Below are 15,853 nucleotides of genomic sequence, written 5' to 3'. Positions count from 1 at the left end.
GCACTAAATACAAAGATAAATTTAAACCTTTTTATCGACAACCTTTTTACCATTTTCTTCAAGCTTTTGCATGATACGAAGCACATCGATACCACGTTCTCTCTCAAGCTCTTGAAGCTTAAGTAAATATGAAAATTTTTCATCCTTAGTAAAGTCATAAGTTTCAGTGTTTTTGCTATGTCCCTGAATAGGCTTAAAATTTTCTTCTTTTATGTCATTTGAGCCTGGCTCATTGTTTTTATTATTTAAAATTCTTTGAGCTTCTTCATTCATAGCATCTACTTGTGCGAAAAAAACTTCATTGCTCTTTTCTAGCTTCTCTGCCATCCTTGCTCTATCTTGTAACCAGCGTTCTTTAAATTCACTGATGCTCAGATCAGCTGAGTTTAACAGCTCATCACTAATATCATCAGATATCATTGGCATAAAATCGCCTGTCTTGCTCTCTTGTATAAAACGCAATAAAGAATTTGCTTCGTCCTTGCTTATCGAGTTATCAAGTCCTGTTGCTTTACCCCAAATGGTTATCCTACCATCAGCTGCAATACCACTCATGTAGTTACCAAAAATGCGCTGTAGAGCGCTATTTGCTACAGCGTTATTGCTATCATCGTTTATTTTATTTTTATCAGGTTGTTGCTCTACTTTTGCTTGTATGTTTTTCTCTTCCGCTCCAGCTGGCTCATACCTCATATTTTGATATGTAAATCCATTTACACTGCTTATCATATTTAAAAGCCTTTTGTATTTCTTAGTTTGTAAATCGACCTTTCAATAATTTAGTTTATATATAACTTATCTCTACACAAAAGTCTTGCTAATAGAACTTATCCTCTCACTCCAAGAATTTGCTAGAGAATTTATATTCTCGCTAGTTGGTTTAAATTTCTCATATTCGTTTGAGGTAACACTTTCTGCGTTAATGTTCTTTAATCTTGCATACATTAAAAGAGTTAGCTCTTTAAGTCTTTCTTTTATGAGCGCTTTTATGCTCTCACTATCTTTACCCACTTTTTCAAAATCCACAAAATACTCTTTATGCTCTCCAGTGTTTGAGATATCATTTAGTGCAGCACTGCTAAGCTTAGTCTTTGCACTATCACTTGGTAGTGGTCTAGAGCTGCGCAAAAATCCCATAAAAAGAGCCTCTTTGCTGTAGCCTTCATCTGCTTGATATACCGACATATCAGGGCTAAAGCTAAACTCATCGCCTGCTTCGCTCATAGTAAAATCAACCTCTTTTACTATGAGCCTAACTCCTGCACTTGAAAGCTCTTTGCTAAGAGTTTTGGCGCTATTTAGCTCATCAGTGCTAGAGTAGATATTTGAGATAGTGGAGTTTGATAGATCTTTTAGCAAGTGTCCTTTGGCATCATAGTGAGTGCCTTTTGTGCTGTAGCCTTTTGGTAGTTTGTCTATATCTGCAAGGGTGTAGCTCTTTTTATCATCACCTAAAGCAGAGGTCATTTGATCAAATAGTCTGTAGTAGTGCTTTATGGTGTCGGCCATATCGATGTTATCAAAGATCTTTATCTGCTCGTCCTTGCTCTTGATGCGGTTTAACACATGGTTTCGCTCGGCAAATCTATTAAGTTCATCAAGCGTGCTTTTATGGATTTTAAAGTCTTGCGGCAAGCCTGCTGCTTTGTTAAAATCAGCTCCCATAAAGCCAGCTTTATCTACTGTGTAGCCATAAGCTTGAAGATCATTAAAATTTAAAGAGATAAGGCTATTTTGTTAAGAAGTGGTATAAGTAAATTTAGCTGGTTCTTGGAGTAATAGAATTAAGGAGAACACTTAATCACTATATTAGTGAAATATGTACTTCTTAATTCTTTTTTATTTAAGAAACTAAGAGAAAGGGGGTAAAAATGAGGAATTATGAAAAGATAACAGCACTCTATGAGAGATTAAGTCGTGATGATGAACTTCAAGGAGAAAGCAATTCTATTGTAAATCAAAAGAAAATCCTTGAAGAATATGCAGGTAAAAATAATTTAAGCAACATCATACATTTTACAGATGATGGAATAAGCGGAACACAGTTTGATAGACCGGGCTTTATGGCAATGATGAACGGAGTTAATCAAGGTAATATAATAGGTTGTATAATCGTAAAAGATATGAGTAGACTTGGCAGAGACTATCTTAAAGTCGGTCAATGTATGGAAATCTTAAGACAAAAGGGAGTTAGGCTCATTGCTATCAATGATAATGTAGATAGCTTTTATAGAGAAGATGATTTTACCCCTTTTAGAAATATTATGAATGAATGGTATACAAGAGATACTTCAAGAAAAATACAATCTACATTCAGGTCAAAAGGGGAAAGCGGAAAGCATACGGCAAGCTCTCCACCTTATGGATATATCAAAGATGAAAAAGACAAAGATAAGTGGATTGTAGATGAAAAAGCAGCGGAGATAGTAAGGAGAATATTCAATCTGACCATGCAAGGCAATGGTCCGTATCGAATAGCAAAGATATTGGAAAGTGAAAAAGTAGATATACCTGCTTACCATCAGCAAAAATTAGGATATGGACTACATCAAAGCAAAGTGTTTGAACATCCTTATCGCTGGTGCAGTTCTACAATTGTAAGTATCTTAAAGAAACAGGAATATTTAGGTCATACTGTAAACTTCAAAACAAGAAAGCATTTCAAGGATAAGAAAAGCAAATATGTATCTGAAGAAAACTGGCTGATATTTGAAAATACCCACGAGGCAATTATAGACCAAGAAACCTTTGATAATGTGCAAAGGATAAGAGGAAATGTAAAAAGGTATCCCGATGGTTGGGGAGAATATCACCCTTTAACTGGGCTTATGTATTATGCAGATTGTGGCAGTAAAATGTATGTTCATAGAACAAGTAATTACAAAAATATTCCCTATTACACTTGCAGTGCTTACACGAAAGTACCCTGTGGAACGCTTTGTCCATCTACTCACAGGATAAAAGCGGAAGCAGTCTTAAACCTTATACAGGAAACCTTAAAAGACATTAAAAAATATCTTGATGAAGATCACGAAGCCTTTATCCGTTCCATTTAAAATGAAATGGAAGAAAAGGAAAAAGTAGAGATAGAAAAGAAAAAAATAAGATTAATGGAAAGTAAAAACAGGCTTCAGGAACTTGAACGATTGATGTGCCGTATTTACGAAGATATGATACTTGAAAAAATACCAAGTAATAGATATGAGATACTTAACAGTCAATATGAAACAGAGCAAATAGCTTTAAGCAAAGAAATTAAAGACTTAGAGTTTGCAATATCAAGATATGAAAAAGAAACAGATAAGGCGAAAAAGTTTATATCTCTAATAAGCCGATATGAAAATTTTGATGAACTTACAACTACAATGATAAATGAGTTTGTAGAAAAGATTATTGTTCATGAAAGGAATAGAAAAGGTAGTCAAACATCAAAGCAAAAAATAGAGATATATTTTAATTTTATCGGTAACTATGAGCCACCAAAAGAAGAATTGACTGAAGAAGAAGAAGAAGAAAGATTAAAAATTGAGGAAGAAGAGAGAAAAATCAAGGAAAGAAAAGATAGACTTCATCAAAACTACTTAAAGCGTAAAGTAAATGGAAAACAACAGGAATATGAGGAAAGGTATAAGGCAAGGAGAGAACAGAGAAAACAAGAAAAATTAAAGGTTCTGAAAAGGGCAGGTATACAAGTTAATAAGTTAGAAAAAAGAGATTGAAGTTAGTCAATCTCTTTTTTAGTACAGGTATCAAGTATATCAATTATGTTATTTGCAATTGCATGGATAACAGTAACGGCAACAGAATTACCAAACTGTTTGTAACTTTGAGTATCACTTACAGGAATGATATAGTTTTCGGGGAAGCCTTGAAGTCTTGCAGCTTCACGAGGTGTTAGTTTTCGTGGATTTTTTCCTTTTTGCTCAATAAGTATTTCACTCCCGTCTTTATAATATCTTGCAGATAATGTATTTGTATAAGGACTGTTTTCATTGAACAATGTGTAACCAAATCCATTTCCCTTTATTTTATGTTCTTTCTTTCGTCGTTGATGACCTTGCCAAAGTGCATTTGAAATGGTGTATTTAGTATCAACATTTTGCTCTAAAATATTTCCCACAGAAACATCTGGGCAGGGAGGAATTGGAAAAGAAAAATCTTTATAGTTATCTATTTTATCCTTATCAAATCCAACAATGTAAATACGCTCTCTATTTTGTGGAACACCGAAGTCTTTTGCTTTAAGTATAATAGAATGAACATCGTAGTTTAAATCCTTTAATGTTTTTTCTATTGTTTTATAGGTACGACCTTTATCGTGAGATTTTAGGTTTTTGACATTTTCAAGAAGAAATGCCTTAGGTCGTTTCTCTTTAATAATTCTTGCAATTTCAAAAAATAATGTTCCACGAGTATCTTCAAAACCAAGCTTTTTACCGGCTTGACTAAATGCTTGACAAGGAAAACCACCGACAATAATATCATGATTAGGAATATCTTTTTCAGATATTTTTGTAATATCTCCAAAAGGAGTTTCACCAAAATTTGCCTTATATGTTTTTACTGCAAATTTATCAATTTCACTACTGAATACGACATTTGTTTTACCTGTTTGGTAAAATCCAAGCCTTGTACCACCAATTCCGGCAAATAAATCAATGATTTTATAGGGGGCATTTTCATTATTGGGGAAAGGTACTTTTTCAGGAAATGATAAAATATGTTTCAGCTCAATGGACGATGGCTGACTTTCTCCATTTTCCCATCTGCGAATTGTCCTATCTCCGAATTTGGACATACCAACAGCATCAGCTAATTCTTTTTGAGTCATTTGTAATCTGATACGCTTATTTTTTATTAAAATAGCAGGGGAATTATCTATGATTTGTGGTATAATATTCATATATATTCTCCTTTTTATATATGTTATTTCAAGGACTAACTGTCCTCTATTTGACACTATTGTACCATATAGAAGAAAATTTTTCAAGAAAGGAAAAGAGTTATGGCAAATATTTCTCTTGATGAATATAAAAACTTAGTTAAAGAAAAAAGGAAAGAAGGCTTTAAACAGCCTTATGACTTAGTTTATGATAATTTTATTACATTAGGATACGACAAAGTCCCTAAAGAATTCTTTTTAAGTAATGCAAGTGAAGTTGTTGAAAAACTTAGAAATAGCTGTTGGAGTGAATTTCAGCCATTAGAAAAAGACTTTACTTCAAAAATGCTAAAAGAGTTAGTTGATGATGAGTATATCAAAACTCTTACACCAATAGAGGCAATTACTTGGTTTGTGGAAGAATTTCCGGAACATATATATGCTTTGACTTTGTCAAATACTCAAAGTAGGAGGAGTAGAGCAGGTAAAGAATTTGAAAGTATTATAGAACTCATTTTGATTGGTGCAGGGATTCCACTTGACAGTCAAGGTAATATAGGTAAACAAGAGTTTGTCAATAAAGGTCTTGGTAAATTGGTAGATTTAGTTTCTCCGGGTGTTTTAGAATACATTGTAAATAAGAGAAATACTGTCTTAATTAGTGCAAAAACCACATTAAGAGAAAGATGGCAAGAAGTACCTGAAGAAATGGGAAGAACAGGTGCAAGAGAAATGTTTTTAGCAACTCTTGATACTTCTATTAGCTCTGATGTATTGAACACTCTATATGAGGCTAATATACAAGTTACAACAACAAAAAATATAAAAGAAACATATTATTCCGATAATGAAAGGGTATTAACCTTTGAAAAGTTGGTTGAAATATGTTTAGACAATGTTTCTCATTGGAAAAATTTCAACTACACAGTAGAACAAAATGAGCAAATGATAGAGCTTATCACTAAGCAAATTGAAAAACACCAAAATCATAAATTTGTAGAAGAATATTATGATGAGAGATTAAAAAACATAAAGAAGTAGACAAATTAGAATTTGTCGGTATATCATTAAATCGCATTTTTTCGATTAAACTATGGAATACAAAGGAGCAAATAATCATGAGCGAACAGAGAATCTATTGCATGGACCTTGTAAAAAAAGAGGATCCGGAAAAGGCTGTCAGAACACCGTTTTATCAGACAGAATCTACAGGCGGATCGGTCTGGGTTATCAAACCCGGTCAGACATTGCAAAAGCACTATCACCACAATTCCGACGATATATGGATCGTCCTTCAGGGAGAGGGAATATTCTACCCCCAGCCTAATGAAGAGGTTCCATTCAAGAAAGGCCATGTCATAGTATCGAAGAAAGACTCCTGCCACGGAGCAAAAAATACTGGAGATGAGGATATCATCTTTGTAAGTATAGTAGCACCTGTCCCTTCCGACTATGATCCTATAAACGAGTGACAGGAAAATAAAATTCCCGTTTGACAAAGGATTGTGATTATACTTGAGAAAGAAAAATGTTTATATAACATTGGGATACATAGCTGTATATCTGGTGATATATTGGTGAGAGCAACTTGATTGGTTGGCTATTTACTAATATTTCAACTGGTGAGCATAGTTATTTATATGGTTGGTTGCTCAGTAGTAATCTGTTTTGGTATGCACTTGCGATTTCTGCGCTTCCTTCTCTTTGGGGTAAGTTTAAGTTTTCGGCTGTTACTACGGCGGGATTTATTGTAGGTATTGTAGCAGGCATAATCGTTGAGAAATACAAGAAGTAAGTCAAATTTCAGTTTGTCGAGCTGAATAATACAGATTCAAGACGATAGAAAGTAAAACATCTATCGTCTTTTCTTATGAAAAAAACTTGAAAGGAGATGAAATTTATGGACAATAAAAACAGAATTAGAAAAAGTAAAAGAAAAGATTGAAAGCAAGTAAGAAGAAAAAAAATATGAAAAGAAACTATCTCAGCTTAAAAATCAGGAAAAGAAAATCAGAAAGCAAACGAGCCTTGAAGAAAGAAAAAAGCGAAACCATAGATTGATAGAGCGAGGAGCAATCTTAGAAAGTTTAATTGAGGGAGCAAGCGAGAAAAGTAATGAAGAAATAAAGGCTATTTTGCAAAGAGCATTTCAAAAAGACTAAGAAACGCAAGGACATAGTATAATTGTAATTCCCTTAGATTTTCTAAGGGCGCAATTATACACCCTTTAGGTGTCCTTGCGACCTGCGGTGCTTTTACCCTTGCGGGGAGCAAAGAAAAAAGCCGAAGCATTTTTCCGTATTAAAGGCAAAAGACAACTGAATATAATTCATTCGCTTTTTTATCATCAAGGGTAAAGCACATTCACTATCGCTCACCCTTGACAATAAAAATTTGAAACAGATAGCTTACATTAAGCCGACATACTGAAACAACAAAAGTCGGCTTTTTCTATTGTACCGTTTCAAAACGCTCATTCAGTTTATAGAAAAGCAAAAGTATTTTTAAGACCGACATCTAAAACAACAAAAGAAAAATAAGAAGATGACAAATGCCACATTCCCAAAATGGGAGTGTACCTAAATCAAAGACAGTACTAATCAAAGGGGGTAGTGAAACACGACTTCCTTAAAAGATAAAAGGAGTAACGATTTGTTGCTACATTTTCATAACAAAAGATAGGAGAGAAAAATGGCAGATAAAAGGATGTTTTCAATAAAGATAGTGGATAGCGACTTATTTTTGGATATGCCATTAAGTAGCCAATGCCTGTATTTTCATCTATCTATGAGGGCAGATGATGATGACTTAAAAATTCTAATTACAAAAGGTTTTGTAATTGTCTTTTAAAGAGGGGTTATAGTCATTACCTATTGGAAGATAAATAACTACATCAGAAATGACAGACGAAAAGAAACGATGTATCTTGAAGAAAAGCAAAGTATAACGCAAACGGAAAATGGAGCATATATCAAGGTTGAAAATCTTGGTATACCAAATGACAACCAAGTGTCAACCGTTTGTCCGCATAGTATAGTTAAGGGTAGATTAGATAAGAGGAGAATAGAACAGGTTGCCCCAGTGTCCCTTTATGGAGAGTATCAAAATATTCATTTAACCGATGAAAAATACCAAAATCTAAAAGATAGGCTGAAAGGTCATACAGATACAATGACTGAAAAGCTATTAAGATATATCAAAAGTAAAGGCACAGACTACAAAGACCACTATGTAACAATCCTTAATTGGTATGAATTGGTATGAACAGGATAAAGAAAAGCTATCACAGAAAAATAATCAAAATAAAAGCCATAGAACCTATTCAACCAACTATGAAGACAGCGACAGCCTATAAAAGGTGTTTTTAAGGGTTTAATCATAAAAGAGGTGTCAGACTATGGTTAAGATAAAAATAAGCCTTAAAAACGCATTATAGAGCCTGATGTAGAAAAGGAGACTAAAATTATGAATGATAAAGAAAATATGATTACTACAAAAATTCAAGGGACAGATTTTATCTACAACAAAGATACTCACTATGAAGAAGACGGACATATCTATTGCAAGATTTGTAATGAAAGAATAGACGGTAAGGTAATTCCGATGTTGGATAAGCCTATGATTATCAGAACGGCTTGTAAATGTGATAGAGATAGAGCTGAACAAGAAAAAACTGTTAAAACAAGATAGGTTGAGACAAAGCTGCTTTATATCCAAAAATCAAATAGCCTACACCTTTAAAAATGCCGATGAAGATACAGATAAGGAAATCATCAAAAAAGCAAAGAACTATGTAAAACATTTTGAAGAAATGAGAAAAGATAATGTTGGACTGTTACTTTACGGAAATGTAGGAAGTGGCAAGACCTATGTAGCTTGTGCTATTGCCAACGCTATAATTACAGAATATAGCCATACAGTAAAAATGAGGAACTTTGCACAGATATTAAACGACTTACAAAAAGGCGGCTTTAATCTTGATAGAAACGAATATATCGAATAGATAACAAGCCCTACCCTACTAATTCTTGATGATTTTGGAATAGAGAGAAATACAGAATATGCCTTAGAGCAAATTTACAATGTAATCAATGCAAGATACCTAAAGGCAAGACCAACCATTATAACTACTAACCTTAATTTCAAAGATATAGAAAAAGAACAGGAAGATATAATGCTTGGCAGGATTTATTCAAGGATAATCGAGATGTGTTTACCTCTTAGGATAACGGGACTTGATAGAAGAAAAATACAGAGCAAAGAAAAGCTGAAGAAAGCACAAAACTTAATAGATGAATGAAAGCGATTGGAAAAGTAAAAAATTCTAATCGCTTTTTAATTGCAAGAAAAGGAATGATGATATGCAAAAAAATAATACAGAAACAAAAACAATAAAGAAGATTGGAAAAACTACCTATGAAGTTGTTGTACATTTTAATAAAAATACTACTGAAACAATGCAAGACAAATTGAAACGCATAATGCTTAGAGAAATTGAGAGTGAAAAACATCAAAAAAATGATAAAAATGATTAGAAAGTCCTTGACAAGTTGTTACAGGTTTGGCTCGCTAATCTTTTCTTTGGTCTTTTGGTTAAAAATATCACTAAAATTTGCAGACCTGCCTTGTTTGTGCTGTTGCTTAGTGTATGAATTTATATTGGTGCTTAAGATGCTAATATCATTCGTGGTTTGCCTCCTAGCTTCTTGCTTTTTAAGTTTTAATTAAAGTAACCATAAAATAATTGACTATCCAAATTTATCAGTCAAAATAAACAAGTGACAAATATGCCAATCACAAAAATCACAAAAATTACAAAAATTTACTTTTACTAAGTCATTCTTTGGTGGGACTGATTTAATTCCAGTATGCGCCAAAATTCAATTCAGATATTAGGGCGAGCATACTCTATGTAGCTACAAAATGTTACCATTTGCATCTCCATAGAGGCTCGCAAGGATAGCTTGCCGCTCCCTTGACCCACGCTTAAAAAATATTTTCTTTATTAAAGTGGCCATGCAAGATAGGCTTTTTTTAATAAAAGCTTAAGTTGATTAAAGGCAGCCATAAGAACAAAAATAATTAGACTAAATTATTTTTTATGATCTACAAAATATATTTTAGTATATTTTTAAAATGGCAACGTAACAAATAATGTTTGGAAGTAATAAATGAGATGATTATGTAATAAACTTAGTAGAGTCTCTACGTTTAAAACATATCTAGACTTTGAGTTTTTTCCTTGCATACATCACTCACATGGTGATACATGCTGGCTTTTTTGGAGTATTCACGCTCCTCTATAAATTCTCTACATATTCTTGTAGCATCTTGTGCTCTATCTGTAAGTTCTCGTATTCTTCTCTCAAATTTTGGAATTTTTCTTCTGAATTTTTTAATTTTTCTTCCAAGCAAGATATTGAACTCTCGTACATATCTCTTTGTTGCTGCAAAGATTCCGTTAAGGCGTCGTTGCAATCTTTGTTCAAGCTCTTGACTTTCTTTGTTAGCTCTGTCACATTTGTCTGTAATATCGCGAGCTTCTTCTCGCAGTCTTGTTGCAAATTCATTGTTTCTAATTCGTGCTTGCTCCTTTCGTCTTCGATCGTCTTCGTCAAGCGCTCGTTCTCTTCTAGCAATGCTTTCTCTAATGCTGTCATCCTCTACTCCATTTTCATTAATATAAATTTCCTGCTCTCGTTCTCTATTATCTCTTTGTCTTTTGGAATCGATATGTAATACTCCCTCTGGGTCTTGTCCGCAGTAGGTTGGCTGTATCTCCATTGTTTTGGTATCGTCCAAGCTACTTCTTCCTTTAATATCATTGCGTGCACTACCCAGCCAATTGCTATTCCCAAAATTAGTGCGGTAGCCGCTGATAGCGAGATTATCACCGATCTGTCCTTGTGATGCAAGGATATTGTTTTTTGAAGTTCTTTCGACATATCTTTCTTGATTAAATCTATCTCTTTTAACAATAAGCTCCTCAAGTTTTCGCCTATTTTCTCTGCACTCTGCTTGTGTATTTCTATCATGGAATTCTCTAATTCTTCTGCTTGAGCTTTGGCTGAGTTCTCCAAGTCTTTGAGCACTGGTGAAGTCTGCATCGTATATTCCTCCTTTTAGACGATTTTTTGTTTTTTTAGTAGGCAGTATGATCGTTATGCCTTTTTTGTTGATCCTGGTTATTTCGATACCATTTTGTTTAAGAAGTTCAATCATGTGGTCTCTATTTTTAATATAGCCTTGCTTAACCAGATCGTGCAGCTTTTGGTCGAGCTCTTCCAAATTTTTATAATGATTGATGTTTTTCTTGCTAGACAATATAGTTTGCTCTTTTGCTGGATCATCTGGACTTGATAGTCCATACTCATCGTTAATGATCTTTTTGATTAGATCTATTCTAGTTTGATCATATTTAGCAAAATAAGGATTAAATGACCTGTCTGTTTCAAGATCTATCTTAGGGATAAGGAAATTTAACTCAAGCCGTCCATCCTTATCAGAATGCTCTACCCATAATACATTTGTACGTTCAAGCATATATTCACCCAAAAGAGCACGTTCAAAATCCTTAATGATTTTTAGTTTTTGCTCTTCAGTCAAAAAGTCATACTTCTCTTCAAATGATAAAACACCAAAGCAGGTCTTTTGTTTATAGGTGATGCCTTTTATAATAGCTCTAGTTAAATTTTCATCACCTTTTATAACTCTTGCTGTTCCAGCAGCCTTTCTCTCATTTAAAAGATAATTTATGCTCCCAAGGCCACCACCAGTATAAGTACGAAGAAATTTAACTAGCATCATTAGTGCCTTTATTTGTATTGATGCAATGTAAATCAAGCGACATATTATTTACCCAATGCTTCATATACTTTATGTAAGACATCATTATCGTCCGCTATGATCTCAATACCAACTCTATCTAGGCTTTGCCCACTATTTAGTTTGGCGGCTATTTGGTTTATGTTTTGTCCATGTCTAGATAGTTCAGCTAAAAGCTCTCTCATAATTGGTGCATAAATCTGCTTAGACAACATAGCTCTTAGGGCAAATTTTGAGAAAGTTAGGCCACTTTCTTGTAATTTATCATTAACTACCAACCATTCTGCATTACTTAGCCTAAGTCTTTTAGTTATGACTTTGGTTACCTTGCGTTTTTTTATCTTTTCAGAACTCACGTAAATTTACTCCCAATCTAAGAAGAAGCCACTCAAAAAATCCTATGCCATAAAAATTTTTGTCAGACTTGCTCTTTAAATATCTTTTAAGGTTATTTTATAAAATTTCATAGCCTAAAACAAGGAATTCGGTAGGCTTCAGGCCGCTAAAATGCGTGTTTTTTAAAAATACTATGAAATATATAATATAATTTTTGTAGCTTTTAAATTTCTCTTAGAGATTTAGTCTGGTATGAAATTAAGAAAATAAAATAATAAAAATGTAGGGGGTTATACTCATCATAAAAGAGCACTTTAGATAGGACAAGCTAGCAATATGAAATTAACTGCTAACAGATCAAAGATAACTAAAGTCTAGCTTTATGCTTAGTTAAATTTATCCTTTAGCATCTCATACACTTCGTTATTCTCTCTTTTGCCGACAACTAGCACCAATACTACGATCTCGTCATCTTTTACTTGATATGCCAAGCGGTAGCCGACATCTCTTAGCTTGATCTTGTAGACATCTTCATAGCCTCGTAGCTTGTCTTTGGTAACCTTTGGGTTTTCTAGACGCTCACTTAGCTTCTTTTTAAACTGCACTTTTATGCTATTGTCAAGCTTTTGCCACTCTTTTAAAGCACTTGGCAAGAACTCTAACTCATAACTCATCTAGACTTACTTTTACTGGTTTTTCACCACTTGCTAGAGCAGCGTCTACTGCTTTACTTAGATGATACTCTTCTATTATCTCTGCCATTTTTTCATAGACAGAGCTGGGTACTAGATAGGCGCTAGGGACATTGTGGTTTAGTATAGCTACAACATTATCTCCAGCTTGTTTTAAAATTTGAGCTGGAGACTTTTTTAGCTCGCTTATGCTAGCTGTGAAATTTGCTTGTATGGTTTGCATTTTTATCCTTTATTTAATACCTAAAATAATACTAAATAAGATATAAAGATAGTCTTAAAACTCATGCTTTGAAATTTGCCCCTATTCATTTTCATACGATACCATCTCTACTTTAGCCTTTAGTGTATTAGCGTTAATGGGCTTGGCATAAGTGTTTAGCAAAATTTTATACTGCTTTTCATGTCCTACTATCTGAGCTATAAGGTTAGCTTCTACCTCGCGCTGCACTAGATAGTCTATAAAGTAGTGTCTAAAAGAGTAGAAGGTCTTTTTAGAGTCTTTGTCTATAAACTTTCTTTGGATCTGGCTTCTAAAAATTTCAGAGAAGTCCTTATTGCTTACCTTAAATATATTTCCGCTTTTCTTGCTATTAACATATTCTAACAAACCTAGATCTATGAGCTTACTATGGATGGGCACAAACCTAATGCTGTTTTTAGTCTTGGTAGTTTTACCATCATTTGTGTTGATGTTAAAGCAGTAAATTCCATCTTTTAAGACTATATCTTCTTTATGAAGTTGTGTGATCTCTTTTATCCTCATGCCACTATAAGCAGCTATCATTGTGACGTAGTAGAGCTCACTAGCCTCTATCCTTGAACTTGGTGATTTACCACTTTGTTTGATACTAGTTACTATCTCAAAGATCTTCCTAGCTTCTGATGCTTCGTATGGAAGCACTGCCCTTTCGCTAGGGTCTATGTCTATCTTGACGTTCATTTTTGCAGTTATGCTTTTACCTATATAGCCACTATCAAAGCAGTAGTTAAAAAACTGAATAACCCTTATCATATATTTTTGGATAGTAGGCTCAGAGAGTTTATCGTCCTTTTCTCCTAGCTTAAGTATCTGAGATAAACTTTTATCTTTATACCTACTCTTTTGAGCTAGCTTAGTTGGAATTTTATAAAGAAGATCTCTAAATTCAAGCAAATTATCTCTTGTGATCTTATACACTGGCGTATCTTCTTTAAAGTATAAAAATAAGAGCTTTTTTACGCCAGTAACTAATCTTTGCGTATCTGTCGACCACTTGTCAGCTCTTTTAGTGTTTGTCTCAAATATCTCGAATGCATCTTTTAAGCTCTTTTGATCTTCTAAATTTAAAGCTGAGAATTGATTGCTAGAGCCAGATGCCACTTGCAATGCTTTTCTAATCTCATACTCTTGTGTTACTTGGGCGCTAGGATTAAAAATACTAAAGCTACTATCTTCATCTAATTTTATCTTGATATTTTTTGGTGGATTTGGATCCATTATGATATCTTCCATGCTTCTATGGCTATTATTTGTTCTTACTAGCTTTAAATTTGAGGTCGAGCCATACTTTTGATCTAGTATGGCATAAACCGTTTCGCTAATCCTCTGAGCCATAGCCTTAAGCTGTCCATCCGTAATGGGCAAACAACCACTATCTTCAAGCTCTTTTATATTTTCTTGGAATGAAGCTATGTCCTTAGCGTCAAACGAACTAGGTTTGGCATGTTTGGCTAAGTTATCGCTAGAATCATCTTCGAGAAAGTATTGCTCACGCTTATCATCAAAGAGCACGCTGCTCTTCTCAAGCTTTGATACAAGATAGTTAAGTGTTAGTATATTCTTCTCTAAAAGAGTTTGCCCTATGTTCTCTTTATCATTACTACCAAGAGCGCCAGCAGTGTTAGTGATATTGCTTATATCCTTAATTAAAATTTGAGGTAGATCGCCATCTATCAAACTTTGTTTAAAGTAGTCATTGAGCGCATTTAGAAATTCTACATCCATCTTCTTGTTAAGAAGAGAGTGCTCTTTGATACTCTTACTAAGCTTCACTTTCATAAACGAATTTACAAAAGATTGGATTATGCTATCACTAAGATTCATGTGAACCGCCCTTTTTATCAGGTAAAGATTATTATCTAGAATTTTAGCCCTTTTTCTGGCTTTTTCCAAGAGATTAGTGGATGTGGAGAAGCAAATTTCTCGCTTTTCGTTAAAAAATTTTCTGATGCTTGGAGCAAGTGTAGCTCGGTAGTAATATATACCGTTTCGCTCCCTTAAGTGTTGTCCCATATTTAATAGTCAACCGGTCAAAAATGGAACAGTTTTACGTAATGACTAAGTAAAAAATCGTCTAAAGTGCGTATTTCAGGCTTTTGTGAGCTCATATAAAAAATCCTCATAAGCCGGAGGTCGGGAGTTCAAGTCTCCCCCGTGACACCAAAACACCCTATTTTAGGCACTAGCAGTGATGCTTTTGTTCTTTCCCTTTCTTTAAAATTTCCTAAAAGTATGGTACAGTTTTTATAAAAAGCGGTACATTTTTTCAGGATTGTTTTATTTTACAAGATGCTTTCTATAAATTTGCTTTTATTTTTACTGATAAATAAATTTTATCTCAAGTAGACATCTTCATAGCCTAGTAGCTTGTCCTTGGCAACCTTTGGGTTTTCTAGACGCCCACTTAGCTTCTTTTTTAACTGCACCTTTATGCTATTGTCTAGCTTTTGCCACTCTTTTAAAACACTTGGCAAAAATCACACTCATAGCTCATCTAGACTTACTTTTACTGGTTTTTCACCACTTGCTAGAGCGGCATCTACTACTTTACTTAGATGATACTCTTCTATTATCTCTGCCATTTTTTCATAGACAGCACTAGGTACTAGATATGCACTAGGGACATTGTGGTTTAGTATAGCTGCGACATTATCTCCAGCTTGTTTTAAAATTTGAGCTGGAGACTTTTTTAGCTCGCTTATACTAGCTGTGAAATTTGCTTGTATGGTTTGCATTTTTGTCCTTTATTTAATACCCAAAACAATACTAAAAATTATAAAAACAACCTAAAAGCTCTAACATCGTAACTATACTCACCATAAATTTCTATTTACCCTCTGGGTCTAGACCGTTTAA

At 33.9% G+C, this 15,853-nt stretch carries 18 protein-coding genes and 1 pseudogene; 10 read left to right on the top strand and 9 right to left on the bottom strand.

Annotation, left to right across the window (positions count from 1 at the left end; genetic code table 11):
• Window positions 1–21: 21 nt before the first annotated feature.
• Together CCS77_RS01920 and CCS77_RS01915 are read right to left on the bottom strand one after the other, a co-directional pair.
• Window positions 22–729, bottom strand: coding sequence for a hypothetical protein (locus CCS77_RS01920; protein ID WP_107916396.1), 708 nt, complete (start codon window positions 727–729; stop codon window positions 22–24).
• A 72-nt stretch (window positions 730–801) separates the two neighbouring features.
• On the bottom strand, window positions 802–1,725 hold the full coding sequence (locus CCS77_RS01915) for a Cj0814 family flagellar-dependent secreted protein (RefSeq protein WP_430516331.1): 924 nt from the start codon (window positions 1,723–1,725) through the stop codon (window positions 802–804).
• Between the two features lie 146 nt (window positions 1,726–1,871).
• On the opposite strand from CCS77_RS01915, the gene CCS77_RS10810 reads away from it, so the two are divergent.
• On the top strand, window positions 1,872–3,056 hold the full coding sequence (locus CCS77_RS10810; RefSeq protein WP_021092745.1) for a recombinase family protein: 1,185 nt from the start codon (window positions 1,872–1,874) through the stop codon (window positions 3,054–3,056).
• A 6-nt stretch (window positions 3,057–3,062) separates the two neighbouring features.
• Window positions 3,063–3,719, top strand: a complete 657-nt coding sequence (locus CCS77_RS10805) for a DUF4368 domain-containing protein (RefSeq protein WP_009495137.1) — start codon at window positions 3,063–3,065, stop codon at window positions 3,717–3,719.
• A gap of 2 nt (window positions 3,720–3,721) precedes the next feature.
• On the opposite strand, the gene dcm is transcribed toward CCS77_RS10805, so the two are convergent.
• A complete protein-coding gene (gene dcm / locus CCS77_RS01905; RefSeq protein ID WP_009495138.1) occupies window positions 3,722–4,903 on the bottom strand; it encodes a DNA (cytosine-5-)-methyltransferase in 1,182 nt (393 codons plus the stop codon).
• 102 nt (window positions 4,904–5,005) lie between these two features.
• On the opposite strand from dcm, the gene CCS77_RS01900 reads away from it, so the two are divergent.
• The 8 genes and pseudogenes from CCS77_RS01900 to CCS77_RS01860 all read left to right on the top strand — a co-directional run bounded on the left by CCS77_RS01900 (window position 5,006) and on the right by CCS77_RS01860 (window position 9,417).
• The gene (locus tag CCS77_RS01900) at window positions 5,006–5,923 is read left to right on the top strand and encodes a type II restriction endonuclease (protein WP_009495139.1); all 918 of its coding nucleotides are present in this window, start codon (window positions 5,006–5,008) and stop codon (window positions 5,921–5,923) included.
• 77 nt (window positions 5,924–6,000) lie between these two features.
• Window positions 6,001–6,354 (top strand): cupin domain-containing protein, encoded by a 354-nt coding sequence (locus tag CCS77_RS01895; RefSeq protein WP_009295467.1) that lies wholly within the window; start codon window positions 6,001–6,003, stop codon window positions 6,352–6,354.
• 501 nt (window positions 6,355–6,855) lie between these two features.
• A pseudogene (locus CCS77_RS10600) lies at window positions 6,856–7,044 on the top strand (DUF3847 domain-containing protein); the annotation flags it as partial.
• Between the two features lie 757 nt (window positions 7,045–7,801).
• A complete protein-coding gene (locus CCS77_RS10455) occupies window positions 7,802–8,146 on the top strand; it encodes a hypothetical protein (RefSeq protein ID WP_009295465.1) in 345 nt (114 codons plus the stop codon).
• 201 nt (window positions 8,147–8,347) lie between these two features.
• Complete coding sequence (locus CCS77_RS10800) at window positions 8,348–8,572, top strand: hypothetical protein (protein WP_009295464.1); 225 nt, start codon at window positions 8,348–8,350, stop codon at window positions 8,570–8,572.
• Window positions 8,526–8,885: an ATP-binding protein gene (locus tag CCS77_RS10795; RefSeq protein ID WP_009295463.1), complete on the top strand. Its 360-nt coding sequence runs from the start codon at window positions 8,526–8,528 to the stop codon at window positions 8,883–8,885. Before CCS77_RS10800 ends, CCS77_RS10795 begins: the two co-directional genes overlap by 47 nt.
• Window positions 8,886–9,182, top strand: coding sequence for an ATP-binding protein (locus tag CCS77_RS10790; protein WP_107698022.1), 297 nt, complete (start codon window positions 8,886–8,888; stop codon window positions 9,180–9,182).
• 61 nt (window positions 9,183–9,243) lie between these two features.
• Window positions 9,244–9,417 carry a transposon-encoded TnpW family protein gene (locus CCS77_RS01860; RefSeq protein WP_009295461.1) on the top strand — a complete coding sequence of 58 codons (174 nt, stop codon included), beginning with the start codon at window positions 9,244–9,246 and terminating at the stop codon, window positions 9,415–9,417.
• Window positions 9,418–10,093: 676 nt separating this feature from the next.
• Here the strand turns inward: CCS77_RS01860 and CCS77_RS01855 are convergent.
• The 6 genes from CCS77_RS01855 to CCS77_RS01830 form a co-directional block, all read right to left on the bottom strand.
• The gene (locus CCS77_RS01855) at window positions 10,094–11,686 is read right to left on the bottom strand and encodes a relaxase/mobilization nuclease domain-containing protein (protein ID WP_107916394.1); all 1,593 of its coding nucleotides are present in this window, start codon (window positions 11,684–11,686) and stop codon (window positions 10,094–10,096) included.
• Window positions 11,687–11,733: 47 nt separating this feature from the next.
• Entirely contained in the window at window positions 11,734–12,063 is a 330-nt protein-coding gene (locus CCS77_RS01850; protein WP_107916393.1) for a plasmid mobilization protein, read from the bottom strand.
• Between the two features lie 366 nt (window positions 12,064–12,429).
• Window positions 12,430–12,717, bottom strand: a complete 288-nt coding sequence (locus CCS77_RS01845) for a type II toxin-antitoxin system RelE family toxin (RefSeq protein WP_021084979.1) — start codon at window positions 12,715–12,717, stop codon at window positions 12,430–12,432.
• The gene (locus CCS77_RS01840) at window positions 12,707–12,958 is read right to left on the bottom strand and encodes a type II toxin-antitoxin system Phd/YefM family antitoxin (RefSeq protein WP_084042015.1); all 252 of its coding nucleotides are present in this window, start codon (window positions 12,956–12,958) and stop codon (window positions 12,707–12,709) included. Before CCS77_RS01840 ends, CCS77_RS01845 begins: the two co-directional genes overlap by 11 nt.
• Window positions 12,959–13,039: 81 nt before the next feature.
• Entirely contained in the window at window positions 13,040–14,821 is a 1,782-nt protein-coding gene (locus tag CCS77_RS01835; RefSeq protein ID WP_107916392.1) for a site-specific integrase, read from the bottom strand.
• A 659-nt stretch (window positions 14,822–15,480) separates the two neighbouring features.
• On the bottom strand, window positions 15,481–15,732 hold the full coding sequence (locus CCS77_RS01830; protein WP_107916391.1) for a type II toxin-antitoxin system Phd/YefM family antitoxin: 252 nt from the start codon (window positions 15,730–15,732) through the stop codon (window positions 15,481–15,483).
• Window positions 15,733–15,853: the final 121 nt, after the last annotated feature.

It is taken from the genome of Campylobacter concisus (assembly GCF_003048375.1).
Classification (GTDB): domain Bacteria; phylum Campylobacterota; class Campylobacteria; order Campylobacterales; family Campylobacteraceae; genus Campylobacter_A; species Campylobacter_A concisus_T.
Note: the sequence above shows the minus strand (reverse complement) of the source record. Positions and strands in the feature narration are given on the sequence as shown.

What these genes read in the sequence shown, in the direction of transcription:
- CCS77_RS01920 (WP_107916396.1), bottom strand. Translation starts at nt 729, where the DNA reads ATGATAAGCAGTGTAAATGGATTTACATATCAAAATATGAGGTATGAG.
- CCS77_RS10810 (WP_021092745.1), top strand. Translation starts at nt 1,872, where the DNA reads ATGAGGAATTATGAAAAGATAACAGCACTCTATGAGAGATTAAGTCGT.
- CCS77_RS10805 (WP_009495137.1), top strand. Translation starts at nt 3,063, where the DNA reads ATGGAAGAAAAGGAAAAAGTAGAGATAGAAAAGAAAAAAATAAGATTA.
- dcm (WP_009495138.1), bottom strand. Translation starts at nt 4,903, where the DNA reads ATGAATATTATACCACAAATCATAGATAATTCCCCTGCTATTTTAATA.
- CCS77_RS01900 (WP_009495139.1), top strand. Translation starts at nt 5,006, where the DNA reads ATGGCAAATATTTCTCTTGATGAATATAAAAACTTAGTTAAAGAAAAA.
- CCS77_RS01895 (WP_009295467.1), top strand. Translation starts at nt 6,001, where the DNA reads ATGAGCGAACAGAGAATCTATTGCATGGACCTTGTAAAAAAAGAGGAT.
- CCS77_RS10455 (WP_009295465.1), top strand. Translation starts at nt 7,802, where the DNA reads ATGTATCTTGAAGAAAAGCAAAGTATAACGCAAACGGAAAATGGAGCA.
- CCS77_RS10800 (WP_009295464.1), top strand. Translation starts at nt 8,348, where the DNA reads ATGAATGATAAAGAAAATATGATTACTACAAAAATTCAAGGGACAGAT.
- CCS77_RS01860 (WP_009295461.1), top strand. Translation starts at nt 9,244, where the DNA reads ATGCAAAAAAATAATACAGAAACAAAAACAATAAAGAAGATTGGAAAA.
- CCS77_RS01855 (WP_107916394.1), bottom strand. Translation starts at nt 11,686, where the DNA reads ATGCTAGTTAAATTTCTTCGTACTTATACTGGTGGTGGCCTTGGGAGC.
- CCS77_RS01845 (WP_021084979.1), bottom strand. Translation starts at nt 12,717, where the DNA reads ATGAGTTATGAGTTAGAGTTCTTGCCAAGTGCTTTAAAAGAGTGGCAA.
- CCS77_RS01840 (WP_084042015.1), bottom strand. Translation starts at nt 12,958, where the DNA reads ATGCAAACCATACAAGCAAATTTCACAGCTAGCATAAGCGAGCTAAAA.
- CCS77_RS01835 (WP_107916392.1), bottom strand. Translation starts at nt 14,821, where the DNA reads ATGAATCTTAGTGATAGCATAATCCAATCTTTTGTAAATTCGTTTATG.
- CCS77_RS01830 (WP_107916391.1), bottom strand. Translation starts at nt 15,732, where the DNA reads ATGCAAACCATACAAGCAAATTTCACAGCTAGTATAAGCGAGCTAAAA.